The sequence below is a fragment of the Nostoc sp. ATCC 53789 genome, from assembly GCF_009873495.1.
In the GTDB taxonomy this organism is placed as follows: domain Bacteria; phylum Cyanobacteriota; class Cyanobacteriia; order Cyanobacteriales; family Nostocaceae; genus Nostoc; species Nostoc muscorum_A.
Genome location: NZ_CP046703.1, coordinates 1,123,440 through 1,149,286, shown reverse-complemented (window position 1 = coordinate 1,149,286; position 25,847 = coordinate 1,123,440). Strand labels below are relative to the sequence as shown.

General features: G+C 37.0%; 21 protein-coding genes. 13 read left to right on the top strand and 8 right to left on the bottom strand.

The window, feature by feature from the left end:
• Positions 1-78: 78 nt before the first annotated feature.
• The 6 genes from GJB62_RS04620 to GJB62_RS04595 form a co-directional block, all read right to left on the bottom strand.
• A complete protein-coding gene (locus GJB62_RS04620; protein WP_114081079.1) occupies positions 79-576 on the bottom strand; it encodes an ureidoglycolate lyase in 498 nt (165 codons plus the stop codon).
• An 84-nt stretch (positions 577-660) separates the two neighbouring features.
• Positions 661-1,680 carry an RNA polymerase sigma factor, RpoD/SigA family gene (locus GJB62_RS04615; protein ID WP_012408212.1) on the bottom strand — a complete coding sequence of 340 codons (1,020 nt, stop codon included), beginning with the start codon at positions 1,678-1,680 and terminating at the stop codon, positions 661-663.
• A gap of 627 nt (positions 1,681-2,307) precedes the next feature.
• Positions 2,308-2,568 carry a DUF3172 domain-containing protein gene (locus GJB62_RS04610; protein WP_114081080.1) on the bottom strand — a complete coding sequence of 87 codons (261 nt, stop codon included), beginning with the start codon at positions 2,566-2,568 and terminating at the stop codon, positions 2,308-2,310.
• Positions 2,569-2,755: 187 nt separating this feature from the next.
• Complete coding sequence (locus tag GJB62_RS04605; RefSeq protein ID WP_245246097.1) at positions 2,756-3,175, bottom strand: deaminase; 420 nt, start codon at positions 3,173-3,175, stop codon at positions 2,756-2,758.
• Positions 3,176-3,262: 87 nt separating this feature from the next.
• Entirely contained in the window at positions 3,263-3,685 is a 423-nt protein-coding gene (locus tag GJB62_RS04600; RefSeq protein WP_114081082.1) for a hypothetical protein, read from the bottom strand.
• Positions 3,686-4,149: 464 nt separating this feature from the next.
• Complete coding sequence (locus tag GJB62_RS04595) at positions 4,150-4,356, bottom strand: hypothetical protein (protein WP_147262465.1); 207 nt, start codon at positions 4,354-4,356, stop codon at positions 4,150-4,152.
• 596 nt (positions 4,357-4,952) lie between these two features.
• Between GJB62_RS04595 and GJB62_RS04590 the strand changes: the two genes are divergently transcribed.
• The 10 genes from GJB62_RS04590 to GJB62_RS04545 all read left to right on the top strand — a co-directional run bounded on the left by GJB62_RS04590 (position 4,953) and on the right by GJB62_RS04545 (position 17,400).
• The gene (locus GJB62_RS04590; protein WP_114081084.1) at positions 4,953-7,157 is read left to right on the top strand and encodes a polysaccharide biosynthesis tyrosine autokinase; all 2,205 of its coding nucleotides are present in this window, start codon (positions 4,953-4,955) and stop codon (positions 7,155-7,157) included.
• A gap of 61 nt (positions 7,158-7,218) precedes the next feature.
• Positions 7,219-8,190: a glycosyltransferase family A protein gene (locus tag GJB62_RS04585; protein WP_114081085.1), complete on the top strand. Its 972-nt coding sequence runs from the start codon at positions 7,219-7,221 to the stop codon at positions 8,188-8,190.
• A gap of 94 nt (positions 8,191-8,284) precedes the next feature.
• Positions 8,285-9,607 carry a flippase gene (locus GJB62_RS04580; RefSeq protein ID WP_114081086.1) on the top strand — a complete coding sequence of 441 codons (1,323 nt, stop codon included), beginning with the start codon at positions 8,285-8,287 and terminating at the stop codon, positions 9,605-9,607.
• A 56-nt stretch (positions 9,608-9,663) separates the two neighbouring features.
• Complete coding sequence (locus tag GJB62_RS04575) at positions 9,664-10,590, top strand: glycosyltransferase family 2 protein (RefSeq protein ID WP_114081087.1); 927 nt, start codon at positions 9,664-9,666, stop codon at positions 10,588-10,590.
• A 32-nt stretch (positions 10,591-10,622) separates the two neighbouring features.
• A complete protein-coding gene (locus GJB62_RS04570; RefSeq protein ID WP_114081088.1) occupies positions 10,623-11,897 on the top strand; it encodes an O-antigen ligase in 1,275 nt (424 codons plus the stop codon).
• Entirely contained in the window at positions 11,878-13,149 is a 1,272-nt protein-coding gene (locus tag GJB62_RS04565) for a glycosyltransferase family 4 protein (RefSeq protein WP_114081089.1), read from the top strand. Before GJB62_RS04570 ends, GJB62_RS04565 begins: the two co-directional genes overlap by 20 nt.
• A 29-nt stretch (positions 13,150-13,178) precedes the next feature.
• Positions 13,179-14,195, top strand: a complete 1,017-nt coding sequence (locus GJB62_RS04560; protein ID WP_114081090.1) for a hypothetical protein — start codon at positions 13,179-13,181, stop codon at positions 14,193-14,195.
• A 76-nt stretch (positions 14,196-14,271) separates the two neighbouring features.
• Entirely contained in the window at positions 14,272-15,165 is an 894-nt protein-coding gene (locus GJB62_RS04555) for a glycosyltransferase family 2 protein (protein WP_114081091.1), read from the top strand.
• 115 nt (positions 15,166-15,280) lie between these two features.
• Positions 15,281-16,432: a glycosyltransferase gene (locus GJB62_RS04550; protein WP_114081092.1), complete on the top strand. Its 1,152-nt coding sequence runs from the start codon at positions 15,281-15,283 to the stop codon at positions 16,430-16,432.
• Between the two features lie 143 nt (positions 16,433-16,575).
• Positions 16,576-17,400, top strand: a complete 825-nt coding sequence (locus GJB62_RS04545; protein ID WP_114081093.1) for a WecB/TagA/CpsF family glycosyltransferase — start codon at positions 16,576-16,578, stop codon at positions 17,398-17,400.
• Positions 17,401-17,587: 187 nt separating this feature from the next.
• On the opposite strand, the gene GJB62_RS04540 is transcribed toward GJB62_RS04545, so the two are convergent.
• Entirely contained in the window at positions 17,588-18,751 is a 1,164-nt protein-coding gene (locus tag GJB62_RS04540) for an endo-1,4-beta-xylanase (protein WP_114081094.1), read from the bottom strand.
• A 672-nt stretch (positions 18,752-19,423) separates the two neighbouring features.
• Here GJB62_RS04540 and GJB62_RS04530 point away from each other — a divergent pair.
• Both GJB62_RS04530 and GJB62_RS04525 read left to right on the top strand, forming a co-directional pair.
• On the top strand, positions 19,424-20,896 hold the full coding sequence (locus GJB62_RS04530; RefSeq protein ID WP_159402428.1) for an IS66 family transposase: 1,473 nt from the start codon (positions 19,424-19,426) through the stop codon (positions 20,894-20,896).
• 158 nt (positions 20,897-21,054) lie between these two features.
• A complete protein-coding gene (locus tag GJB62_RS04525; protein ID WP_114080736.1) occupies positions 21,055-23,406 on the top strand; it encodes an adenylate/guanylate cyclase domain-containing protein in 2,352 nt (783 codons plus the stop codon).
• Positions 23,407-23,519: 113 nt separating this feature from the next.
• Here the strand turns inward: GJB62_RS04525 and speY are convergent, their stop codons facing one another.
• Positions 23,520-24,692 carry a deoxyhypusine synthase gene (gene speY, locus GJB62_RS04520; RefSeq protein ID WP_114080735.1) on the bottom strand — a complete coding sequence of 391 codons (1,173 nt, stop codon included), beginning with the start codon at positions 24,690-24,692 and terminating at the stop codon, positions 23,520-23,522.
• 245 nt (positions 24,693-24,937) lie between these two features.
• On the opposite strand from speY, the gene GJB62_RS04515 reads away from it, so the two are divergent.
• Positions 24,938-25,822: a ParA family protein gene (locus GJB62_RS04515; protein ID WP_012408196.1), complete on the top strand. Its 885-nt coding sequence runs from the start codon at positions 24,938-24,940 to the stop codon at positions 25,820-25,822.
• Positions 25,823-25,847: the final 25 nt, after the last annotated feature.

The following is a 25,847-nucleotide window of genomic DNA, read 5'->3' as shown; positions in this document are numbered from 1 at the left end:
GGCAACGATTTTCTTGATTTATTGCGGAATATTCGAAAAGTGAAACAAGAAGCGATCGCAAATTTAGGAGAACCACATTTATAGAATCATCTCAAACTCTAATTGATGACTCTTAAAAAAATCATGAGTGAAATGATCCACCACATTTGTATCAGCTAATTCCAAATTATAAAAATCCACAGCTTCATGGTCAAAATGGGGGCCAGCGTGCCAAGTACCCTCATGTAGCTTGATAAAACAATTCCCCGGAATGCGGAAAGCAGCAATCTCTTCTAATACTGGTTCATTCACATCATTATGAGGAGGACAAACAGCAATTAACCAATCCTTCCCTTCCAAAGAACCCAGACATTGAGTGCATTGTACATGGCGAGTAATTTTGTGAAACTTTCGTCCTCTCTTCTCCAACCGCATGATATAAAATCGTGGAATCCCATTTTGCAGGTTTAACTGGGCATCTTCCACATCGTAACTTTTGCCATCAAGACTAGCAAAAATTACTTGTCCATAACGCCGAAAGTTTTCAGAACTCACCCATTGGGCTTGCAATTCTTGCACTGTTTTTGATGTGCCCATATCAAATCTTTGATAGAGATTTCTTAGGTTTATTTTCCCCCAAAATGACCAAATTTTATTGATCTAAATTGTGGAAAAATAACCTCAGCTAGCTAAATAACTACGTACTTGTTCCTTTTGTCGTCGGAGGAGACTGAGAGCTTTTTGCTCAATCTGACGTACCCGTTCTCGACTAATACCCATGCGATCGCCAATCTGTGCTAAAGAAAGTTCATAGCCATCAGTCAGACCAAATCGTAGGGTTAATATTTCTCGCTGTTGCGGAGACAACTTTGCCAACAAGTCTTGTAAGTCTTGGTGGAGAGATTCTTCAACTGCATAGTCTTCAGGAGAAGGGCCGTCATCCTCTAGGATGTCCTGCAATTCTGTATCTTGCTGTTCACCAACTCGCGCCTCTAGCGAGAAAGGTTGACGAGCCAAGTATAAACACTCTCTAACTTGGCTAGGTGTCAAAGATAACGCATTAGCAATTTCAGCAGTAGTGGGAACGCGACCTAGCTGTTGAGATAATTCTCGCTGTACCCGTTTAATTTTGTTCAGTTTCTCAAAGACATGAATCGGTAAGCGAATTGTCCGTCCTTGTTGAGCGATCGCTCGCGTAATTCCTTGACGAATCCACCAGTAAGCGTAGGTAGAAAACTTATAGCCAAGAGCAGGATCAAATTTATCCACCCCTCGCTCTAAACCCAAAGTACCTTCTTGAATTAGATCCATAAATTCCAGATTGCGGTGCTGGTATTTCTTAGCCACTGCTACCACTAACCGGAGATTAGCCTGAATCATTTTCTGCTTGGCTTGGTGGCCCTGACTTAACTGTAGCTCTAGCACCTCAGCACCTAACTCCACTCGATCTGCCCATTCTTGCAGTGTGGGTTCATGGTCTAATTTCACAGCTAATTCTTCTTTAGCAGCTAGTAAATTCATCATTAGCTGCACTTGTTGGGCAAAAATAACCTCTTGTTCGCGAGTCAACAAATCTACACGCCCGATCTCTTGCAGATAACTACGCACAATATCATCTGTAGCTCGAGGTTTTTTATCTGCGGCTAAACTTTTTTTCTTCGTTTTTTGAACTTCGGTAGGTGGAGATGTTAAGTTGCTCATGGTTATTTGCTCCTCTGTAACCTCATCAATTTAGTGGTATCAAGTCTAGATATTCAGACCCACAACCATTTCACACTGCTAATCAATTAATTGGCAATACTGATGAATTCTGGTCTATGATACATTACAAGTTAATTGTTGGAGATAATAAACCCAAAATCAACCCACCCCATAATACTAACATTATCACCAGTCACAAATCAATTACCCTAAAGTATTATCACTATATCCTTTGAAATAATCCCACTATTTTATTCTGAAAAATTGCATATTTTCAAACACAATTATGTCTACTTAAATTATCCAATGGAGTTAACGGAAAAATGAAACCTAGACCAAGCAGCGATTTCATCCCCAGAAGATAAATCATTAACAGTAAATACCAACACAATTCTGAATTATTAAATTACAAAGATTTTAAAATTCTCATAGTCCGGATTTACATCTATGTAATTCCAATTAAGTGAAATTAATTAAATATAAAATATCCCTTTTTTACTTTTATTTTTTATTAGATAAAAAAACCATCTCCAGTCGAGTACATAGCAGCCGATTTTGAAATATAAACGAATGCACTTCTCCTGCTCAAGAACAGCTTCCTTTAGAAGTCCGGTTCAATACTTATAATTAAGGATTTAGGATGACGAAGACGCAGGTATTTGTGACAATTGTACTTGTGTCATACTGCACGCAGACATCTGCATTGAATGCGGTATCATCAATTTGATTGCTCTTGGAGACATTTTTTGGAATAAAAGTAGTAACAGTGGTAACACTAGCACCAAGGATAGTACTTGGCAAGACAGCAGCACCCGCGATCGCTACTAATATCTTATTGAAACGAAAAGATTTACGTTTAGAGGTGGGTAGTTGATTCTTGCATAACATACTTAAACCACAAGATCCTCCACCTATCCAATCAGTCGGAAATCATCGAAGACTCTTAAGGAGAAAACATCTTGAAGCTTTCTCACATCCTTGACACAATTACATATTCGTGTATCAAGATAGATGATTGACTTGTCGCAAAGATTTTCAGCAAAATAATACTAAATTGCAATTTGAACCGAACTATTCAAACATCACTTAGTAGATATTGGTTAAGAAAAGTATTGACTTCATTAGCGCATAGCCCGACATAGACTGCCTTACCTGCCTTCCTGAGAATGTCTAATCCTTGACCATTATTGCGGGGATCTGGATCAACTATAGATACATATATTTCATGTATACGACAATCTTCTGCGATCGCTAAAGCACATGCAGGTGTGCGTCCATGAAAAGAACAAGGTTCAAGAGTTACATACATTTTTAAAAACTTGAAAGCTTTGCCTTGAATCTGTTTAAGTGCGTCAGCCTCAGCATGGTGTTTTCCTGGTACTTGCGTGTACCCTTGAGCTACTATCTCTTGGGCATCTACGATTACACAACCTACTGGTGGGTTTGGCAAACATTCCGGCAAAGCTTTTCTGCTTTGAGCTAAAGCAGCCAACATAAATACATTATCCATGTTTTAGCATAAATTATCTAGATAAATTACACTACCAAAAACTAGCTATCTCTGGCTAAAAAAATTCCTACATCAAAATTTAGTAACTGTCACACTAATTCCAGAATCTAGTTTAGGAACCTTAAAATACTCAATTGGTTCAGTAGTTTGAGAACTTTGGGTATTTATTGGCTTCTGACATTCCTTAAAGAAAGCGTCTGGATTATTGATGAACTCAAGCGGACTCATCTTTTGACATCCTCGTTCCTGCACTAGCGAAACTGATTCAGCAGTTTGTTTGGGATTATTGGTCTGTCCCGTAAAATTACTCCATGTAGTGGTAATCGTTGCTGGTTCCGTCAATAAAACTCCAGCCTGATTGCGATCGTGAAACGGCTCCTCTGGAGCTTCAGCATCAACTGTTACAATTGGAACATTCTCTTGGTTAGCATAGACACTCTGAGGTAGAAAGAGTGCGCTAATTACAACCACTAAGGTGATAAAAGAGGATTTCATAATTCAATCTCTTAATGTTCAGTCTAATAATTAGAATTCGCTAGACACAAACACCCAAAAATAGCAGTCTAGTTTGAGTACTTCAGATTAACACAGGTACTATGGAGTATGGCTAAACTTCATTAAAAATATAGTGGAGTCTAAGTGTACATAGATTTTTATCCAGAAGAGGGTGGTTAAGCAATCCATCCTCCCTCTAACACATCTGAATTTGACACTACCGTGTTATCTATTTTCCGTTGTAACTGTACTAATTAATATTTCGTTACCCGTATTACTAGCCGTTTCTCTCTATAGCGTGTTACCATACAGTTACACTGATAAGACAAAATCCAAACTGTTAGATAAATCTTAGAAGGCGTATTTTGCATCCATAGCAGAATATAACCAAGGTGATTGCAAGTTTACAGTTAAATCTAAAATATTGGGATATAAACCCAAGGATGGGAACTGTGCTGTAATTTTCACACCTCAAGCCACATCAACAAAGCTTCATCAGTCTGGGCAAATTGAACATAAGTACGAGTTATTACAACTTCAATACTCAACTCACATAATCTTAGTATTGCCAGTCCTGGATAATTGCCAAAATTACTGTTATTCAGAGTAAGAATTAATTGTTGCTGAAAGCTTTTTAAAAGCTTACGTAAATATCCATACAATCTTTCCAATTGTCTCTTTTCACTACGAAAAGCCTACCTCTGAAGTCCTTACATTGCTTGTAGGCTGGGAAAATTGTATATTCCTTACCCTTAAGGTATTAATTCTTCTCATCTTTTTAAAATTAGCGAATGTGCAGGGAATATACTGGTATATTATATAAATTTTTTGTAAAGTTCTTTAATTAAGTGTTCTTACATAATATGATATTGAATGTTAGATTACTAATCAATAATTACATCGGTATCAACACAAAAGTGAGTTAACCAAAAAAAAGAACACTAGCTAAATAAATTACGAAGAAAATTAGGAATTATCCTGTTGTTTTTCTCAGGATACTATAAATACCTGTAAGTTAAAATCGCTACTTATTAAGCTCTCTAATATATATGCAGCGAACAGGTTGTGCGTCGTTTAGTCAGAGTATATTCCGTAAGACAGTATATCGGACAATACTTTGGTTTTAAAACAATTGAACATTAACAAAATCATCAATATGATACAGCAAACATTAGCAAAACGAAGTAATCTATAGTACTAGTGCGCTAAAATACCGAGAAAAATCTACTACAAATACAAATAGTCATTATTTTAAAACTTTTTTATTATGACGATGGAATCTTTACCACAGTTTGAAGAAGTAAATATTCAGAGATACTTAGAAGTTATTCAACGGCGTTGGCTACCTCTAGTCGGAATTTTTAGCATAGCTGTTACCTTTGGATGCTTGTATGCCTTTTCACTAAAACCCTCATACAAGGCAGAAGGAAGTTTGATGATTAAAACAAATCGATCTTCCTCACTCACAGGTTTACCGGACGACATAGGACGCTTGGAAGCTTTGAATATAAACGACAATCCCCTGGAAACCCAGGTGAGAGTTATTGGCTCAAATCCAGTTATTGACAGAACAATTAATACCCTCAGCCTCAAAGATAATAAAGGCAAAATGCTGTCGATTCGCGACTTAGCGACCCAACTAAAAATAGAAGGAATTAAAGGCACTGATGTTGTACAAATTTCTTATAAAAACAACGATCCTGAACTGGCTGCCAAAATCGTCAATGAAGTTATCAAAAGTTATATCGATTTAAATATCCAGGCTAATCAGGATGAAGCACGGACAGCCAAAGGAGTTCTTGTAACAGAAGTACCCAAAGCTGAAGAAGTCGTCAGGAGAGCTGAATCAAAACTGCGAGTATTTAAAGAACAAAATAAAGTTGTTGTCCTGCAACAAGAAGCAACCGCAGCAGTCGACACAATTTCCAAGCTAGGAAATCAAATTTCTCAAGCTCAAGCTCAACTAGATGATGTCAAAGGTCGTTTACAACAGTTAGGCAGTGAAGCTCAGTTAGATTCACGGCAAGGTGTAATCGCATCTGACTTGAGTCAAGCACCTGGGGTTCAAAAAGTGCTTATCCAACTCCAAGAAACGGAAAGTCAACTAGCAATAGAGCGGACTCGTTTTTCACCTGAACACCCTACAATTACTAGCTTAGAAGAAAAAGTCGTAGCTCTTAAGAACTTGTTGAAAGAGCGGACAGGACAAGTTGCTGGGACAGCCCAGATAACAGAGGGAAGTTTACAGCTTGGGCAACTGCGCCAAAGCTTAATTGCAGATATTACTCGCGCTCAAGCAGAACGCGTTGGTCTAGAAAGACAAATTGCCACCCTCTTGCGACAGCAAGATGCTTACATCAAACGAGCAAATAATTTGCCAAGACTAGAACAGACTCAACGAGAGCTAGAACGAAAACTGCAAGCAGCTCAAACGACTTACGAAACCCTCTTAAAGAAACGCCAAGAAATTGATATTGCACAAAACCAAAAGATTCCTAATGCTCGTGTCATTTCTCTAGCTTTAGTCCCCGATAAAGCAGAAGGGCCTCGCAAAATCCTGTTTATTGTTGGTGGAGGAGCAGTTGGTCTTTTCTTGGGTATCATTGTCGCCTTTAGTTTAGACTTGATAGACCGCTCAGTCAAGACAGTTAAAGAGGCTAAAGAAGTCTTGAAATACACTGTTTTAGGAGTAATTCCTACACAGAGCAAAAATCCTAAAACTCATTCTTCCATAGCAGGAATTGATAGACCTATTCCCAAAATTATTGGCAGAGATATTCCTTATTTCCCTCTTGGTAACGCCTACCAAATACTCCAAGTAAACTTGAAGTTCCTCTGTTCTGATAAACCGCTCAAAAGCGTTGTAATCACCAGTTCTGTGGGTAAAGAAGGAAAGTCTGACGTATCTGCAAACTTAGCTGTGACAATGGCTCAAGCGGGTCGTCGAGTTTTACTAGTGGATGCAGATATGCGTAATCCCATACAGCATCATGTCTGGGGTCTAAACAATACAGTTGGACTAAGTAATGTCATTGTTGGTCAAGTTTCTTTAGATGCAGTTGTTCAAGAAGTGATGCCTAATCTAGAAGTTCTTACTTCTGGAGTTTTGCCTCCCAATCCAGTAGCGCTGCTAGATTCTCAACGGATGGCAACATTGATAAGTAACTTTAGTAGAGATTACGACTTAGTTATTTTCGATACTCCACCTTTGTCAGGAATAGCGGATGCTGCTGTTTTAAGCACCCTCACTGACGGTATCCTATTAGTCGTTCGCCCTGGAGTAGTTGACTTGAACAGTGCCAATGCAGCTAAAGAATTTTTAAATCAGTCAGGTCAGAAGGTGTTAGGGATAGTTATTAATGGTGTGAATATTAAAAATGAGTCTAATAATTATTTGCCTGAAAGCAAAAAACGACAAATTAAAGAAGATTTAGTATCTAGCAGTTTAACCAAATTTAGCAAAGAGCGTTAATCGTATAAATATCACTGCAAGTATATTAATTTATTTTTTTTCATTTGGGAGACATTTCTATATGGATAAAAACAAAATCAAAACATCTTGTTTAATTAATAACTACAATTATGCTGAATTTGTTTCAGATGCAATTGATAGTGCTTTAAATCAAACGATTAAATTTGATGAGATTATTGTTGTTGATGACGCATCAACAGATAATTCTGCGGAACTCCTTGCTAGATTTACTCAAATAGAGAATGTTAAATGTATCTTCAAAGAAAAAAATCAAGGACAATTATCATCCTTTAACGAAGGTTTTTTAGCTGCAACTGGAGAAATTATATTTTTTTTAGATGCCGATGATATTTATGAACCTCAATATTTAGAAACTGCCCTAAATTTTTATAAGAGACGTAGTGAATGTGACTTCCTATTTTGTGCATATAAAAAATTTGGAGCAGAAGAAGGAACATTTCAAGCTGATGCAGTTGATTTAGATTTGGGTTATTCAGTAATCCGAACTTTATGCAATGGTGAATGGATTGGCTCCATAACTTCAACATTGTCAATACGCCGAGAAATAATTAGAAAATTTTTACCTATTCCAAAGACAGAAGATTGGCGTGTAAGAGCTGATGACTGCCTGGTATGGGGAGCCTCTTTGGTAGGGGCTAAAAAGTTTTATATGTCTAATCCTTTAGTGATGTATAGAATACATCAGAATAATCAGTATCATAATAAAAAATTTTTAGATATAGACAAAAACTATGAATATAAAAGATTTTGGAAACGCAATTCTTTATTTAATTACATCATTCAAACAAATCATTTTAGCCTACCATTATTATTGGCTTTTACCTCTCTTGATGAGCTAAAAACAATACCATGTCCGAAACTTACAGATTTTATTTCATATTTGAAAATAATATTTTTATTTGAGTCTAATATCTATTGGAAAATTAAGGGCATGATTTTGTTATTTAACTACTTTTTAAAAATCTTGATGGCTGGGAAATTAAAAAATAGTAGCCAATCAATGATTATGTAAAATACTAATTTAATTCAATCTATTTTGATGAATTTAGCAAGCTAGTAAAAATTTGCATATTGTTATAAAGAGTGTCACATGGTTAAAAAAAGTAATGCTAAGTAAATTAAGACTTAAAAGCTTCTCACAATTAAAATCTCGTTCTGGCTTACGTGCAATTATTGCTAATACAGGTTGGTTGTTTGCTGACCGCATTCTACGTATGGGTGCAAGCTTGGTAGTAGGAGTATGGGTAGCACGCTATTTAGGGGTACAGCAGTATGGTCTATTTAACTATGTTTTAGCCTTTGTTAGCTTATTTAGTCCGATTTTTACTCTTGGACTAGACGATGTAGTAGTTCGCCATATTGTCCGTCAATCATCAAACAAAGAAGAAATTTTAGGAACCACTTTTTGGCTAAAGTTGCTCGGTGGAATTACCTCTGTTTTATTGGCGGTTGGCAGTATGTTCTTCTTAGGTGAGCATGAAACACTGAAGATATGGCTAGTTGCAATTTTAGGAATGGTAGGGATTTTTAGGGCGGCTGATACTATTGAACTGTGGTTTCAATCACAGGTGCAGTCAAAATACAGTGTAATCGCTAAAAATATAGCTTTTCTGCTAAATACTCTCATCAAAATAGCACTAATTTTAACAAAAGCACCATTGTTAGCTTTTGCCTGGGTAACATTAGCAGAATTTGCAATGAGTGCAATTGGCTTGCTGATTGTTTACCAAGCCAGAGGTACCTCGGTGTTGTTATGGCGTTGGAACTTTACTGCTGCTAAAACTCTTTTAAAAGAGAGTTTACCTCTAATTTTTTCAGGGTTCGCCATCATGATTTTTATGAGAATCGATCAGGTAATGTTAGGTCAAATGATCGGAGATAAGGAGGTTGGAATTTATTCTGCTGCGGTTCGTGTTTCTGAAATTTGGTATTTTATTCCGGCGGCTATTGTCTCTTCGGTTGGTCCCTCAATTTACGCAGCTAAGGAAAAATCAGAAAGTCTTTATTATCAGCGAATAGGACAATTACTCCGTCTCCTCACATATATATCTTTTGCAATTGCTCTGCCAATGACATTTCTATCTGACAAGATAATTATGGTGATGTTTGGAAGTGGGTATGCACAAGCAGGGCCAATATTAGCAGTTCATATTTGGACATCTTTATTTGTATTTATGGGTCTTGCAACATCACCGTGGTTTATTGCTGAAAGTTTGAATCATGTTTCTTTAGGTAAAACTTTATTTGGGGCAATATTGAATATTATTCTTAATTTATTGTTAATTCCTAAATATGCAGGATTTGGTGCTGCGATCGCAACAATAATATCTCAAGCTTCTGCTGCTTTTATATGCAATGGGTTTGATAAAAGAACACAAAAAATATTCAAAATTCAGATGCGATCGCTACTTCCTTTTTATAAATTTTGATTATTATCTATCTTTAGCCTTTATCTATAAATTGACATTAGCAAAATTAATTCAATATGCAAACACCAATAACTTTTATTATTTTTAATCGCTCACAAAAAACAGAGAAAGTTTTTGAAGCTATTCGCCAAGCCAAGCCAAAAAAGCTTTTTGTCATTGCAGATGGCCCCCGCAGCAACCGCGAAGGTGAGGCAGAAAAGTGTGAAGAAACTAGGGCAATTATTGAGAGAGTTGATTGGGAATGTGAAGTTATTAAGAATTATGCTGATATCAACTTAGGTTGTGCGAAACGAGTATCTAGTGGTTTAGATTGGGTATTTAATAATGTTGAAGAAACAATTATTTTAGAAGATGATTGTATCCCTCACCCGACTTTTTTCAGATTTAGTGAAGAACTACTGGAAAAATATAGGTATGATACTAGAATTGGCACCATATCTGCCCAAAATGTTCAATTTGGACGAAAACGTACAAATTACAGTTACTATTTTTCTCGTTATAACCACTGCTGGGGTTGGGCAAGTTGGAGACGTGCTTGGCAACATTATGATTTGACTATGAAACTCTGGAAAGAGGTGCAAGCAGAAAACCTTTTACACGACATTCTTATAGATACAAAAGCAGTAAATTATTGGCGACGAATATTTCAGTCTATTTATAACAATCCTACAGGTATAACTTGGGATTATCAATGGACTTTTGCTTGCTGGATGCAGGGTAGCTTAAGCATTATTCCCAATGTCAATTTAATTTCTAATGTTGGTGTTGGTGCAGACGCAACTCATTTCAATTCCAAGCAAGAATTTTCTTTCATTAATATGTCAATGGAAGCAATAGAGTTTCCTTTAAAGCATCCACCGTTTATTGTGAGGAATATAGAGGCAGATATTTTTACGCAGAAAACAGTCTATAAAGCAACTGCATTGGATATTTTCAAAGAAGAATTGAAGAAAAAATTAAATTATTCAACAGTCAAAAAATAGTAACCCATCTAGTAAATTAATAGACAGATGAAATGTCAGAAATTAAGGTAAAATTAACAGAAAAAATACTAACTGTCTTACTATTACTCATTACTGTAGGGGCATTGACCATACACCCTGCACAAGAAATTTCTATATCTACCCTTGGAGGCGATAAGCTAGATACTATATTCAATATAGTTTCATATTTAATTCTGTTTTATTTCCTACTTTTATACTGGAAAGGTTTTCTTTATGTAACTACTAAAAGTCCATTACAGTTTCTTTTGATAACAATAGTTATATTTTCTCTTTTGTGGTCAGGAGACTTAAGTTCTAGTCTTACTTATATGAGAGGTTTAATCCGACTATATTTTCTGGCAATCTATTTGGCAATGCGTTATTCTCTCCGCGAACAAATGAGACTAATCGCTTGGGCGCTTGGTGTATCTGCATTATTATCTATGATATTTTCTGCATTCATACCAGGTTATATTCATCAATCACCTGAATTAGTAGGTATGTGGAGCGGAATTTATGGTCATAAAAATGAATTAGGATATATGATGGCTTGGAGTACAGGAGTTTTTTTGCACCTTGCTCTTAGTAGCCATCGATATAGTTGGTTGATGTGGGGAATATGTGGGATATCTATATGTCTAATTATCCTCTCACGTTCCACAACATCTTTGACGATTATATTAACAATGATATTACTTTTACCTGTCTATAAATCATTTCAAAAAACTAATTATAAATTACAAGTTATTCTAATTACTTCGACTTTAATGTTACTCATTATCGGTTTAATGTTACTTATCAATAATGCCGATACCGTAGTTGGTACTTCTGGCAAAGACCTTACCTTTAATGGACGTTCTGATCTCTGGGAGCTAGTGATGTCCAAGATTTGGGAAAGACCCTGGCTAGGTTATGGATTTTCTGGATTTTGGACTAGTACTTCTGCATCTAATCTAAGAGCTACTTATGATTGGGCAAGTAATGCTCACAATGGTTTTTTAGAACTATTGTTAGAATTAGGATTTTTAGGTTTTTTGACTTTTGCAGCAGGCTTTTTCCGGTTCTTTGTAATGGCATTAACTCGAATTATTTCTGTTGCTAAAAAGCCGGAAGATTATTGGCCAATGCAGATGCTAATTATCATTGTAATAGTAAATTTTTCAGAAGCAAGATTATTAACTCCCAGTTGGAATTGGTTAATGTATGTAACTACATCGCTATCTTTGACTCTTGAATATGAACGAAATCATAAAAATATTTTAGTTAGTAATTACGAAGTTAAAAAAAATGAAAGTTTTACATCTTAGTACTCACGATATTGGTGGAGGTGCTGCAAGGGCTGCCTATCGTTTGCACACAGGTTTGCAAGATATAGGACTACAGTCACAAATGCTAGTTCAGGAAAAATCTAGTAATGATAAAACAGTAATTGCCCCTAAAATTAGACTGTTTCAAGGTATCGCCAAAGCTAAATTGACATTTGAAAGCCTACCATTAAAGCTTTATACTCAAAAGAAAAATACTCCATTTTTTATTCAATGGTTGCCAGATAGAGTTATTCCTAAAGTTGCTCAGATTAATCCAGATATAATCAATTTGCATTGGATTAGCGGAGCTTTTATGCAAATAGAAACGTTCTCTAAGCTAAAGCGTCCTCTAGTTTGGACTCTCCATGATATGTGGGGGTTTACTGGAGGGTGTCACGTTATTGGAGAATGCGATCGCTACAAAGTATCCTGTGGAGCTTGCCCTCAACTCAACTCTAGTAATGAGTGGGATTTATCCCGTTGGGTATGGCGGCGCAAAGTAAAAGCTTGGAAAAATATTAATTTAACTCTGGTTTCCCCAAGTTCTTGGTTAGCAGAGTGCGCTCGTTCCAGTTCTTTGTTCCAGAATTTGCGAATCGAGGTGATTCCTCACGGATTGGATACTCAAAAATATCGACCTATTAATCAACATTTTGCCCGAGAAACACTGAAGTTACCTCAAGATAAGAAGCTGATTCTCTTTGGAGCTATAGAAGCAACAAGCGATCGAAATAAAGGGTTTCATTTGTTGCAGCCAGCTCTACAAGAATTGAGTAAGGCTGGATGGAAGGACAACTTTGAAGTGGTTATTTTTGGGGCATCTCAACCGGAAAATCCACCCGATTTAGGCTTTAAAACATACTATTTAGGGCATTTATATGATGATCTATCTTTAGCAACTGTTTACTCGGCAGCTGATGTGATGCTTGTGCCATCTCTGCAAGAATCTTTTGGACAGACAGCTTCTGAATCACTTGCTTGTGGTACTCCAGTTGTTGCATTTAATTCTACTGGCTTAAAAGATATTGTCGATCATCAGCATAATGGCTATTTAGCGAACCCTTATGAAGTTGATGATTTTGCCAAAGGAATTGCCTGGATACTTGAAAATGAGCAGAGGTTAGAAAAACTGTCATTCTATGCTCGCAAGAAAGCAGAACAAGAATTCACCCTAGAACTTCAAGCACGTCGTTATTTAGCTTTATTTGAGGAAATATTGATGGTAGCCAAAAAATCTCCATTTAGTAACTAATTTTAGTAAATAAATAAATACTTCATAATATGTCAATACCTATAGCTTTTATAATTTGTACAGAACCTGGGCGCTTAGAAGCTCAGTCGTTAATGCTTGCAGAAAGTATTCGTAAGTTCTGTGGAGAATTGAAAGATACACCTATATATAGTTTTCATCCTAGAGTAGGTGAACCAATATCAAAGCAAACCCAAAAAGCATTTGAAGCGTTGCAGGTAAATCATCAACAAGTCCCTATCAATCAAGAATTCCATGAATATTATTTAGCAAATAAGCCCCTGGCGTGTGCCTATGCAGAACAAAATATTGATGCAGAAATATTAGTTTTTCTAGACAGTGATAAATGCTTTTTTTCTGCACCAACAGAATTTTTATTACCTGTTAATTGCAACGTTCGTTTACGTCCTGAGTATGGTCAAGGAATTGGTTCTACAGGTTTTCGAGACTCTCAAGAATGGTACTGGCAAAAATTATATGAAGTGCTGGGGGTAAAACGTGAGGTATTTGTTGAAACACCAATTGGGAAAAAAAGGATTAGAGCTTACTGGAATTCTGGTTTGGTCGTTGTGAGAAGGAGTGCGGGTATATTTACAGCTTGGAAAGAGAACTTTGAAAAAGTCATGCGCCTTGATATTACTCCTCCCCAAGGTATTTATTTTGTTGAGCAGTCTGTTTTGTCTGTAACTTTATGTGCCTTGGAAGAAAACGTCGAACATCTTCCTGCTAATTATAGTTATCCATTACCTTTACATAACCGTTTATCAACAGAATTACAAATTAAACATTGGAATGATATTATATCGATTCATTATTTCAACCTATTCTTCTATAACGATTGGAATACACAAATCAAAAAATTGAGAAAGCTTAACATCAATTCTGAAAAATATCTATGGTTGTGTCAAGAGGTTGTCAGACTAAAAATGCCTCGTGTATCAGTTTTGCACAGATATATGTTGGTAGTTAGAAGAATGGAACAAAAATTACGAAACTTTAATTTAGATATTAATTTGAGTAGCTGGATAGAAAAAATGGCGAAACTTTAAACGTAATGGAAATAATTACGTATAGCTTTATTATTTGTATTGCTCATTTCCATATAAATTACGTGAGGTAAATAAGATGAAAAAAGCAAATATAGCTGTAGTTATGACCTGTCATAACAGGCGAAATACAACTCTTGCCTGTCTACATACTTTATATGAGCAAAAACATCATTGTGATGTTTACCTAACTGATGATGGTAGCTCTGACGGGACTGCACAAGCTATTAAAGCAGAATATCCAGACGTACATATTCTTCAGGGTAATGGTAATTTATTTTGGGTGGGAGGAATGCATCTTGCCTTTGATGAGGCGATAAAGAATCAATATGATTATTATCTATGGTTGAATGATGACACATTTCTAGAACCCAATGCTGTCAGCAAATTATTACAGATTCATCAAGATTTGACTGCACAAGGTTATCCAGACTCCATTGTAGTTGGTTCAACTAAAGACCCAATGACAGGAAAAGCAACCTATGGAGGAGCAGTAAAATCTAAAAAGTGGTATTCTAACAAATTTGAATTTTTAGAACCAAGTTCGGTTATTCAAAAATGCGATGCTATGTATGGTAACTGTGTACTAATCCCTAAAACTGTTGCTGTAAAAGTTGGCAATATTGATACAGCTTTTATTCACAGTTTAGGAGATTTAGATTATGCCCTCAGAGCGCGTAAATTGGGTTGTCAAATATGGGTATCTCCTGGATATATTGGTACTTGTACTAAAAACTCTATCCGTAACAGTTGGGTAGATACTAATTTAAGTATATTACAGCGCTTACAAAAGGCGTTGCAAATTAAAGGATTTCCATTAAAACCCTGGACTATATTTTGTATCAGACACTCTGGGCCGTTATGGATATTTTATTGGTTTTTACCCTATATAAGAGCAATTATTGGTTACAAAAATTTGGCAATTTCTCCCACATTTTCTGAAGATATTAACCAAAGTAACTCAGAAGTTTGATTCTGTTGCCAGGATGATTAACTAATGATATTTGGATAATTCATAGCTATCTAAATAAGTGAAAAAATGTATTTTCAACAATCAATTCTTTAAATATTCAAATCATCAATAGATTATGGGCAAACGTTTACTAATTGTCTCAACACTTGATTCTAGTCAACCATTTGGTGCATTTACTAGACCTTTTTATCTAGGACAATATCTAACTAGATATTTTGATGTTTTTCAGCTAGGATTAGATTGTTCATCTGTTAATTATGCACCTTCTATTTCTATTGGCTCAAGAAGCCTAAAGTCATATATTCAAACTATAGAAAAATGTATCGATGAGTTTTGTCCAGATATCGTTTATGCTCAAGAAACTTTACCTGGATTAGCTGCTTTGATTTCGTTGAGGCTTAGAAAACGCAGAAAATCCTCTCTTATCTTAGATTTTCATACATTTTCGGCGTATGAATATTGGATGCGCTTGTTTTCGGTTGCCAATCCTTTCAAGGAGTTTGTACAATGCATTAAGACATATATTGCTCAGGGAATTCTGATATTTTCTGGTAGTCCAATTATTGCAGCAGGCGACTCAATTCCTAAACTAATTTCCCAGTGGTATGGTAAAACTCCACAGCAGATTTATAGTATCGGGAATGGAGTTACTGAAGACTTACTAAATACTGAATTATTTTTGAGCCAAGACCCTTATCAAGCATTTAGACCAGCAAAAATAGTGGTTCTTATTGCTCCTAAAACATTTCAGTTTCCAAGTAATGATATGTCTGTGTCAATGACTATTCAGATTGCTAAACATATTGAAAATCATCAGGAGAAAATACATTTTGTTGTTATAGGTAGAGATAGCAGTGATATTTCAGAACCAATACCTTCTAATATTTCTTTTTTGGGATTTTTACCTAAAAGAGAGGATTTTGTTAAACATGTTAAATATGCAGATATTGCTTTGCTGCCATTCTCTAAGCAAGCAGTAGCAGGTGGCGCTCGTAATAAAGCGTTAGATTATTTCGCTAGTAGAAAATTAGTTGTATCAACACCAGAAGGATTGCGAGGTTTAGAAGAATTCCGGCACTTAGAACATCTTTTAGTAACAGGATACTCTACTGAAGAAGTCGCTAATACAGTGCTAGATGCAGCTTCAAATTTTGATAAATATCAATCAATTGTAGATACAGCATATACTTTAATTACAGAGAAATATTCTTGGAATGCAAGAGCGCAGAACATCGCGCAAATTATCATGGAAGTAAGTTGTTCTTAGTTAAATTTATTTATTTCAAAGAATATATCCGTCTAAAAAAATTAAATTTAAGTTTTTTAGTATTGAAGATTTGAAATATTTAAATAATCGCCTTTCTTCTGAAATTAACTCTCATAATTCTAAAAATAAAAATTTTTTAAGTCATGAAAAATCGATTTTCTTATAAACTTCTTGGTGTTAAAGTTGATGCACTCTCTATCCCAGAGTTAAATTTATTAATTGAAGAATCTATTGAGAAAAGCGAGAAATGGATTATTGCTAATCACAACTTGCATAGTCTTTATCTCTTTCATAACGATCCAAAAATGCAAGCGTTTTATGCCAAGGCTGAATATATCCATATTGATGGTATGCCTCTATTGTTTATTGGAAAGTTGTTAGGTTTTCCAATGAAACGAGAACAAAGAGTAACCTATGCTGACTGGGTATGGCCTCTGATGGCAGAAGCCGCTAATAAAGACTGGCGTGTATTCTATTTAGGTTCAAAGCCAGGAGTGGCGGAACAAGGAGCAAGTATTTTGCGCGAGAAATTTCCTGGTTTACAGATTGCTTGCGCTCATGGTTATATTGATATGGATAAAGATAGTGAAGAAAATCTCGCTACTCTGGCTGCAATTAATGCTTACAAACCTCATGTATTAATGGTGGGGATGGGTATGCCACGCCAAGAGCATTGGATTTCGGAAAATCTGGAATATATTTATGCCAACACTATTTTGACTAGTGGAGCCTGTATGGACTATGTAGCAGGAGTAGTGCCTACTCCTCCTCGCTGGATGGGAAGAGTTGGCTTGGAATGGTTGTATCGCTTGTTATCTGAACCGAAAAGACTTTGGAGACGTTACTTGCTTGAGCCTTGGTTTGTAGCTACACTATTTTTACGAGAAATTTGGAGTATGCCAAGCCAACAAAAAAAAAATAGAATGCTGCTATTTCTCACTACAAGATTCCACAAGTTTGTAGCCTGATTGAGTTTCGCCAAGCCTCACCAGTACGTCACTCAACTTGTCACGAATTTATGAAATACTGTATTAAGGCTTAATCATTAATTACTTCAAGACACTTTATATCTCATCATCGTAAATGATGAATAATATCTCCACATACTTCGTTGAGAATAACATTTAAAAGTGCTATTTACGTCTGGGTGAAGTATTAAGTTGCTTGCTGAAAAGCCTGGGCAATAGCGTTGCGAGCAAGTTTAGGTTGCAGGTTTTCATCGAAGGGAAGTGGACGCAGGAATTTCCAGATACTTGGATTGTTTCTAAAGGTTTTTCCTGGCATCCAGTCGGGATGACGTATCCAGGTATGACGGTCGGTAATTCCCCATGTAATTACAGTATCAACTCCACCCGCAAAGCAGAGGTCAAGATATCGCTTGTAACTGTCGGCTACCATCTGGTCTAGCTTTTTGATACTATCAGGCAGTGGGGCATCAATGATAATATCTAATTCTGTGATTATTGGTTTAACTTGAAGATTATTAAGCCGTTTTAAGACAGAATTAAATCCTTTTTGGTCAAAACCATAAGCAGTAGAAAACCATAGATGTGATTGGATACCTGCACCATCAATTTTAACGCCACTATTCTTCAGGTATTCGACCATTTTTAAGAAACGATCTGATTTCCATGTAGCGCCTTCGATGCCGAAATCGTTGAGGTAAAATTTCTTGCTACTATCAACTGAAGCCGCAATTAAAAACAAATCTCGAATTAATTCTCGTTTTACCCCTTTACGCAAACCGTAGGTAGGATTATCAGTTTCATTTTCACTATCAGCGATAATTTCATTGGCAATATCCCAAGACTTTAAAACAGGGCTATTGCGATAATGCCCCATAACTCCTTTAACATGGCGTTCGAGCATTTTAAGAGTGGGAGGATAAGGTAGCCAGTCTGGTTTTCCCATGTGCCAGAAAAGGGTATGCCCATGCAATTGTATATTATGCTTTTGGCAGAAACCAGCGATCGCATCTGCTGACTCAAAAGTAAATTTTCCTGGCTGTGGTTCAGTGGCGTTCCATTTTAATTCACCATTTGGTGTCACTATCGAACATTCACGAGCAATTAGGTCAGCGTAACCCTTCTCTTGTAGCAAAAATTCACTAGAAACTGCTGCGCCATAACGCTTTCCTTTGGCTGCTGCTAATTGTCGGAGGGGAGAATTGACATTTGCGCTTGCACTTAGATAATTTGCCGTAGCAGCATTTGTGGTACCATCTTCCTTCTGCCTATCCTTTTGTAAAAACCCCATAGTCAATAAGGCAGAAAGGGTTGTGTATCCTGCTCTTTTTAAAAATTTTCTGCGATAAGGCATAAACGATATTTAATAAAAAGCACAATTTATTATATTACAGAATAATTTTTTATACTTTTTAAAGTATCGCACTTGCTCGACATCCCACCCTAAACTGAAGTGCAAGGCTGATAGCCAAAGTCCATTTAAGTGGACTGAAATCATCTAAATACTAGTCCTCTTTAGAGAAATGTCATATCCCCAGATGTGGGTAACGACAAGGCTTAGAAGGGTATTAAAACTTGAACTTAAGCATATTGCGAGTGGTTTTGTTAAACTGGCGATCGCTTATAAACTACGTTCTTGAGTATAAACTGCTGAAAACAAAACTTTATTCAATTGTCAATCCTCCAAAAGATATAACATATATTATTGATGCTTACTTAATTCTGATTAATCAAATCAAAAGCTTACTCGTAGCCGTTTTCGCTCAACTACAATTAGTTAAGTCATGAAAATCTCATATTTGATAAATTAATATTAATATCATTAAAAAAACGGAGTATTAACAACTTCTACAAATCATGATTAGACAAACTTGTCTTCTGAGCAAACATTTGAAACCACAGCTAAGGTAATTATTAATCAGTGATGTAATATTACCAATTGTTATTCCTAACTTATGATTTCTGAGTAAGGATTCAGGTGCTGGGGTATTGACAAGTGTGGTAGGGGAAGCAGAATATAGCAATTATGGAAAAAAACCTGCCACTAAAACTAGACACTGAAACCCTAAAACAGTTGGAGAAAGAGCAACTGGTAGAGATGCTTATGGAGCAGGCAAAAGCTATAGAACAGCTAAAATCCAGAGTAATAGAACTAGAATCTGTAATAGAGAAACTCAAAGTTAGTAGAGACTTAGACAGCACAACATCATCAAAACCACCGTCGGCAGACATCCTCAAAAAAACCGAGAAAAAACTTGAAGATGAAGCAGGGGAGAGTGAAACGCCAAAACGGAAACCAGGAGGACAGCCAGGACATCGGGGAAAAACGAGAAAGGGTTTTGGGAGAGTAGATAGGTTTGAGATATTAAGACCGCAAGTGTGTTTTTGTTGTGGTCAAAAGGAATTCAGTAACGAACCAATAAAAATAGAAACCCAGCAAGTAGCACAGTTGGTAGAAAGACCTATCGAAATCGTAGAATATCAAAGACATACCTGTATTTGCAGCGAGTGTGGGTCAAAACAAACAGCAGACTGGTCGCCAGAAATAGTACCGGGACAAGATATAGGAATCAGACTGCAAGCTTTCTTGGGATGGATAAATAATTACGGGCATTTACCATACGAGAAACAACAAGAATTGTTGTGGGAACTGGGTGAAATAGAAATTGGAGTCGGGACTTTAGTAGCCACAAATGAACGAATAGATGGTGCCGTAGCTCAAAGTATTGACAACCTTAAAGAGTGGATAAAACAAACCCAGCCGAATATCCATTCGGATGAAACACCTTGGGTAATCAAAGGGGTAAAAGAATGGTTATGGATTTTTGCCAATACCGATTTCGCTTTATTTCATGCGGCTGATACTCGTTCTCGCGCCGAATTAGAGGCAATTTTGGGTTCAAGTTACTCTGGTGTACTCAGTTCTGATGACTTTAGTGCTTATAACGGTTATCCGGTGAAAGCCCAACAGAAATGTCAGGCGCATTTACGCCGTCACTTCAAGAAACTCATCTTAATTCCTGGCTTGAATAACAAAGAGATTGGGTCAGCATTTGTCAGCCTGATAGATGAAGGTTTTAAAAACTATGCTCTCTTCCAACAAACTAAAAACATTGATGAGTTCTGGAGTTGGGCATCCGAGTTTAAAATAAAAGTTGAATCTTCCATTCATTCATGGATTGATAAAGCTGGAGGAGAAGCTGGTAAACTTTTACGCTCCTTACGTAATAAAGCTCATCAATGGTGGTATTTCTTAGACCACCCGGACATACCCCCTGATAATAATTTAGCAGAACGAACATTACGTTTAGCAGTCACAAAACGAAAAGTCAGTGGTGGTTCTCGTTCTATGAAGCGATTCCAAGATACTGCTAATTTATTGACTGTTATACAAACTTGTCGCCGTCAAGGACGCTCTGTAATTGAGTTTTTTGACCAAGCTATCAAAGCGATGGTTAACTCTTCTGTGCAGACCCCTTCTTTAATTCCTCTCGTTTAGACCTGAATCCTTACATTTCTGAGTTATCGACAGAGTTATGCTGTTATATAGTAATAATTAATTGGAATTTAATTGGAATTTTTTCTTCTTACACCCTGAAATATCCTTTTTTGCTCTTCCTATTAAAGATAAATATCAAGTTTTTTTATAAAAATACAATGAAAGACCAACTACTAGATCGGATTTTCAACAAACCTTCATTACCAGATAAATTTGAACATTTGGAACTGGATGATCATTTTTGCATTATAAATAAATCAGAGCAAGTGCAACGGTTTGCAGATAGTCCTGAAGAGGTGATCCAGGGAAAAGATATCCGGCTAAGTTTTCCTGAGTTTATCGGACTTGAAAAGATTTTGCAAGCTATTTTGCGAGGAGAGCAGCAACTATTTGATTTAGAAGCAATTGGACGACGTTCAAATCAGAAATATATATACATGAATATATATATTATCGGCAATCACAATGAAAATAAATTTAGAAATAAATTAATCGTTTTCATTGAAGATGTTACAAACAAATTTATTTTAAAGCAAAATTTAGCACAACAAACTTATGAAGAAAAACTGCGAAAGGATGCTTTAACAGCATACAATACTTATATGGAAAAAATTATTAATTCAATGCCAGATGCTTTGTTAATAACTAGTAGCAAAGGCAATATTAAAAGAGTAAATAATGCTGCTCAAGAATTATTTGGTTTTAGTGAAGAAGAATTAATTAATCGTCCACTATCTCTGATAATGGATGACGACCATTTTTTAATAGAATCAATTTTTAAAAATTATTATTTTCGGCAAAATTTTCAGAATTTAGAGGTAGTTTGTCGAACTAAAACTAGAGAAAAGTGGTTGATTGCTTTTTCTTGTTCAGTAATTCCGAAAAAAATACAAGGATTAGAAGATATTGTCTACATTGGTCGGGATATTACGGCTCGACAATACCGAGAACAGCGTACAAGTACCCAGTATGCTATCACTCGCATATTATCAGAATCCCAGAGTGTAAAGCAGGCAATTCCGCAAATTTTGCAGTCGATTTGTCAGAACTTGGGATGGCATTTAGGTGAACTTTGGGCACCAAGTCAATATATTGGCACTTCTGTACAGGGACACAGCATCAATGCAATATTAAGGTGTGTGGAAATTTGGTCAAGTCGAGTAATTTCTGTGCGAGAGTTTAAGGCAATCACCTGGCAAACTACCTATACTCCCGGTATTGGCTTACCTGGTCGAATTTGGATTAGACGTTTGCCCTTGTGGATTAAAGATATCACAGAAGATGGAGACACAAGGCGATCGCAACCTGCGGCTGAAGCTGGATTGCACGCAGCCTTTGGTTTCCCTATCTTAGACGATAGTGAAATCTTAGGAGTGATGGTTTTCTTTAGCCGTGACGTACAACCAAAAGATAAAGACCTATTGAAAATGATGGGTTCTATTGGTAGCCAAATCGCCCAGTTTATCAAACGCAAACAAGCAGAAGATGCTCTGATAGAAAGCGAAGAACGCTATCGGGATTTATTTGAAAATGCTAATGACTTGATTCAATCTGTCAATGTCTATGGTCGTTTTTTGTATGTCAATCTTGCATGGCAAGAAACTTTAGGATATAGCGAAGCTGAAATTGCCAATATGACCATTTTCGATATTATACATCCAGAGTTTAAACAAGAATGTTGGCAAAGGTTTTATCGCGTACTGTCAGGAGAAAAGTTCGATCAAGTGAAAGCGGCATTCGTTACTAAAGATGGTCAAACAATTTTTTTAGAAGGTAATATTAACTGTAAATTTTCCGAAGGTCATCCAGTTGCAGTTCGTGGCATATTTCGCAATGTCACCCAGCGAATAGCAGCAGAAGAAGCGCTACGTTATCAGCAGGAAGAAACCGAACGTTTATTGCTGAATATTTTGCCAACCGCAATCTCCAAGGAACTGAAAGAAGAATCAGCTAACATTGCTGAAGAATTTGCTGATATCACAGTTTTATTTGCAGATATTGTCGGCTTTACCGAAATTGCTGCTTCTATGAGTGCAATTCAAGTGGTAAACTTACTTAACTCGATTTTCTCAACTTTTGATCGCCTCACCGAACAATATGGTTTAGAGAGAATCAAGAACATTAGCGATGCTTATATGGTAGTTGGTGGCTTACCTACACACCGTCCAGATCATGCTCAAGCGATCGCTCTTATGGCACTACATATCCAAACTGCGATCGCTCTATTTAATACTGAAAATAACCAAAACTTCAACATCCGTATTGGCATCCATAGTGGTTCCGTAGTAGCGGGAGTAATTGACCTCAACAAATTTACTTGCAATCTATGGGAAAACACGGTAAACATCGCTAGCTGCATGGAATCTCAAGGTATTGCTGGTAAAATCCAGGTTACAGAAGATACTTATAAGTCATTGTGTAACGAATTTTTATTTCAAAAGCGGGGCGAAATTGAAGTTAAAGGGAAAGGGAAAATGACAACTTATTTTTTGGTTGGGCAAAAGGGATGAGGGGCATGGGGTATGGGCAAGAGGACTTGGGGACAAGGGGAAAGACTTGTTTCAAATTCTCACCTCTTGTCCCCTTGTCCCCTACTCTCCTGCTCCCCTGCCTCCCCTACTCCCTACGTATTGGGAATCAGCCGCCCACAGGGATAAGTCGCTGTTTGCTTTTGGGCACTTTCAGCCACTGCTGCGGGAACCTGATCCGATGGTTGGCTTTTGGCTGCTAGATAGTCTTTTTGCAGTTTATCCAAAATAGCTTCTCGCTTATCGTAGATACGCTTCAGGGGACGAGGCTGGCACTTATTCAAGACGTATGCTGTTACCAGTGGTAGAGCGATCGTACTATCGGTATAACAAACAATTGTGTTAGGTAACTCTTCCGGGTCAATCTTACCCCAGCTAACGGCTTCTGATGGGGTTGCTCCAGACAAACCGCCTGTATCTGGACGTGCATCGGTAAACTGCACAAAGTAATCGTGTCCTCGTTCTTCTAGCCCTAATACCTCATGAAGTTGCGGCTGAGTTTGTAGTAAAAAGTTCTTAGGACTACCGCCACCGAGAATTACAGCAGCACTTTTACCGCCTGACTCACGGGCATTATATGCGATCGCAGCCGTTTCATTTACGTCAATTGATGGATCTAACACCAACTGCGAACCTTCCAAAGCCAAAGCCGCCACGTTCATCCCAATAGAGCTATCTCCTGGAGAAGACGTATATATAGGCACGCCATACTCATAAGCTGTAGCCAGCAAGCAGGAATGCTGCACACCCAGTTGCTTTTCTACTTCCCGAACATACTTACCTAGTAAATGGTGAAACTCAGCAGTTCCCATCCGCTTCTGAAACGCTTCCCCTTGTAAAATCTTGCGGATGAACGCATCAGTTTCTAGTAGCACATCGTAACCAAAGATAATGTCATAAATGCGAATAGTCCCTTCCTGACGCAGTTTCACATCATCCAAAAAGGGATTACCAGCAAAGAGTTCAAAACCCAAACCGTAATGCATATCATGGTAAAGATTTGCACCAGTGCTAATCATCCAATCAATAAAGCCATTACGAATTAAGGGTGCAAGCGCTGAAACCCCAAATCCTGCTGGTGTCATCGCACCGGAAAGGCTAACTCCGACAGTAACACCTTCGGTTAGCACATCACGACTCAGAAGTTGGCAGATTTCCCGCAACCGCGCTGAGTTGTAAGCAGTGAAATATTGATCGATCAAATCCACTACATTGATATCATTTGATATAGGTGTAGGTGCAATTTTTTGACCCAGCTGTTTAGACATTTTGGCACTCCCGAACAGTAAACACGCCGAATCTAATGTTATCTAGCTTTCAAGCAAAGTGATAGCAATTTAAATAGTACAGCAGCAGGTAAATCCACCCACGGCACGAAGAAGTAGTAATTTCCCCCTTCCCCCTGCTTCTTCGTTGAGTTTCCGAAAATATTAAATTTAATGGAAGATTTAATAAATCGAGAGAGGTGTACGCTACCTAGATGTGAAGAATGCGTCAACAGAGGACTCAACCAATGGGATATGTAATTGCTACTGCAAACATGAAAGGTGGCGTTGGTAAAACCACCCTTACCGTCAACTTAGCAACCTGTTTAGCTAAAAATCATGGCAAGCGGGTACTTGTGCTTGATTTAGATAGCCAAATTAGTGCCACACTCAGTTTGATGTCGCCTTTAGATTTTGCCAAGCGTCGTAAACAAAGCAAGACATTTAGATATCTAATAGACGAAGTTATAAATCCAGATCCACAAGCAAAACTCACAATTCAAGATATCATTCAATCCCAGGTTTGTAATCTTCCCGGTCTGGATTTATTACCAGGAGATATCGACTTATATGATGAATTTGTTGTATCAGAAATGCTACATCAACAAGCAACTGCATTAGGTGAACAGGACTTTGAAACTATTTGGAATCGCTTTGAAAGAGTTCTGATTAATAACATTTTAAAACCAGTCCGTCAAGAATATGATTTTATCCTTCTCGATTGTGCCCCTGGATATAATTTATTGACTCGTAGCGCTTTAGCTGCCAGCGATTTTTACATACTTCCGGCGAAACCAGAACCCTTATCTGTAGTGGGTATTCAACTACTAGAAAGACGCATTGCCCAATTGAAAGATAGTCATGGACATGAAACCAAAATAGATATAAAAATGCTGGGAATTGTATTCAGTATGTCTACCGCTAACCTTCTCACGGGCAGATACTATAAACAAGTGATGCACCGCGTTGTAGAAGATTTCGGGGTAGAGAAAATTTGTAAAGTACAAATACCAGTTGATGTCAATGTTGCTAAGGCTGTTGATAGTTTTATGCCAGCTGTTTTAAATGCTCCCCAATCAGCTGGTTCAAAAGCGTTTTTTCAGTTAACTCAGGAGTTGTTGCAAAAGCTATAAAGACCTAATCAGTAAGCTAATGAGG

Excerpts from the sequence above, each read along its gene's own strand:
- GJB62_RS04615 (WP_012408212.1), bottom strand. The coding sequence starts at position 1,680 with ATGAGCAACTTAACATCTCCACCTACCGAAGTTCAAAAAACGAAGAAA.
- GJB62_RS04605 (WP_245246097.1), bottom strand. The coding sequence starts at position 3,175 with ATGTTGGCTGCTTTAGCTCAAAGCAGAAAAGCTTTGCCGGAATGTTTG.
- GJB62_RS04545 (WP_114081093.1), top strand. The coding sequence starts at position 16,576 with ATGAAAAATCGATTTTCTTATAAACTTCTTGGTGTTAAAGTTGATGCA.
- GJB62_RS04530 (WP_159402428.1), top strand. The coding sequence starts at position 19,424 with ATGGAAAAAAACCTGCCACTAAAACTAGACACTGAAACCCTAAAACAG.
- GJB62_RS04555 (WP_114081091.1), top strand. The coding sequence starts at position 14,272 with ATGAAAAAAGCAAATATAGCTGTAGTTATGACCTGTCATAACAGGCGA.
- GJB62_RS04600 (WP_114081082.1), bottom strand. The coding sequence starts at position 3,685 with ATGAAATCCTCTTTTATCACCTTAGTGGTTGTAATTAGCGCACTCTTT.
- GJB62_RS04585 (WP_114081085.1), top strand. The coding sequence starts at position 7,219 with ATGGATAAAAACAAAATCAAAACATCTTGTTTAATTAATAACTACAAT.
- GJB62_RS04550 (WP_114081092.1), top strand. The coding sequence starts at position 15,281 with ATGGGCAAACGTTTACTAATTGTCTCAACACTTGATTCTAGTCAACCA.
- GJB62_RS04515 (WP_012408196.1), top strand. The coding sequence starts at position 24,938 with ATGGGATATGTAATTGCTACTGCAAACATGAAAGGTGGCGTTGGTAAA.
- GJB62_RS04580 (WP_114081086.1), top strand. The coding sequence starts at position 8,285 with ATGCTAAGTAAATTAAGACTTAAAAGCTTCTCACAATTAAAATCTCGT.
- speY (WP_114080735.1), bottom strand. The coding sequence starts at position 24,692 with ATGTCTAAACAGCTGGGTCAAAAAATTGCACCTACACCTATATCAAAT.
- GJB62_RS04620 (WP_114081079.1), bottom strand. The coding sequence starts at position 576 with ATGGGCACATCAAAAACAGTGCAAGAATTGCAAGCCCAATGGGTGAGT.
- GJB62_RS04570 (WP_114081088.1), top strand. The coding sequence starts at position 10,623 with ATGTCAGAAATTAAGGTAAAATTAACAGAAAAAATACTAACTGTCTTA.
- GJB62_RS04540 (WP_114081094.1), bottom strand. The coding sequence starts at position 18,751 with ATGCCTTATCGCAGAAAATTTTTAAAAAGAGCAGGATACACAACCCTT.
- GJB62_RS04575 (WP_114081087.1), top strand. The coding sequence starts at position 9,664 with ATGCAAACACCAATAACTTTTATTATTTTTAATCGCTCACAAAAAACA.
- GJB62_RS04560 (WP_114081090.1), top strand. The coding sequence starts at position 13,179 with ATGTCAATACCTATAGCTTTTATAATTTGTACAGAACCTGGGCGCTTA.
- GJB62_RS04610 (WP_114081080.1), bottom strand. The coding sequence starts at position 2,568 with ATGTTATGCAAGAATCAACTACCCACCTCTAAACGTAAATCTTTTCGT.
- GJB62_RS04565 (WP_114081089.1), top strand. The coding sequence starts at position 11,878 with ATGAAAGTTTTACATCTTAGTACTCACGATATTGGTGGAGGTGCTGCA.
- GJB62_RS04525 (WP_114080736.1), top strand. The coding sequence starts at position 21,055 with ATGAAAGACCAACTACTAGATCGGATTTTCAACAAACCTTCATTACCA.
- GJB62_RS04590 (WP_114081084.1), top strand. The coding sequence starts at position 4,953 with ATGACGATGGAATCTTTACCACAGTTTGAAGAAGTAAATATTCAGAGA.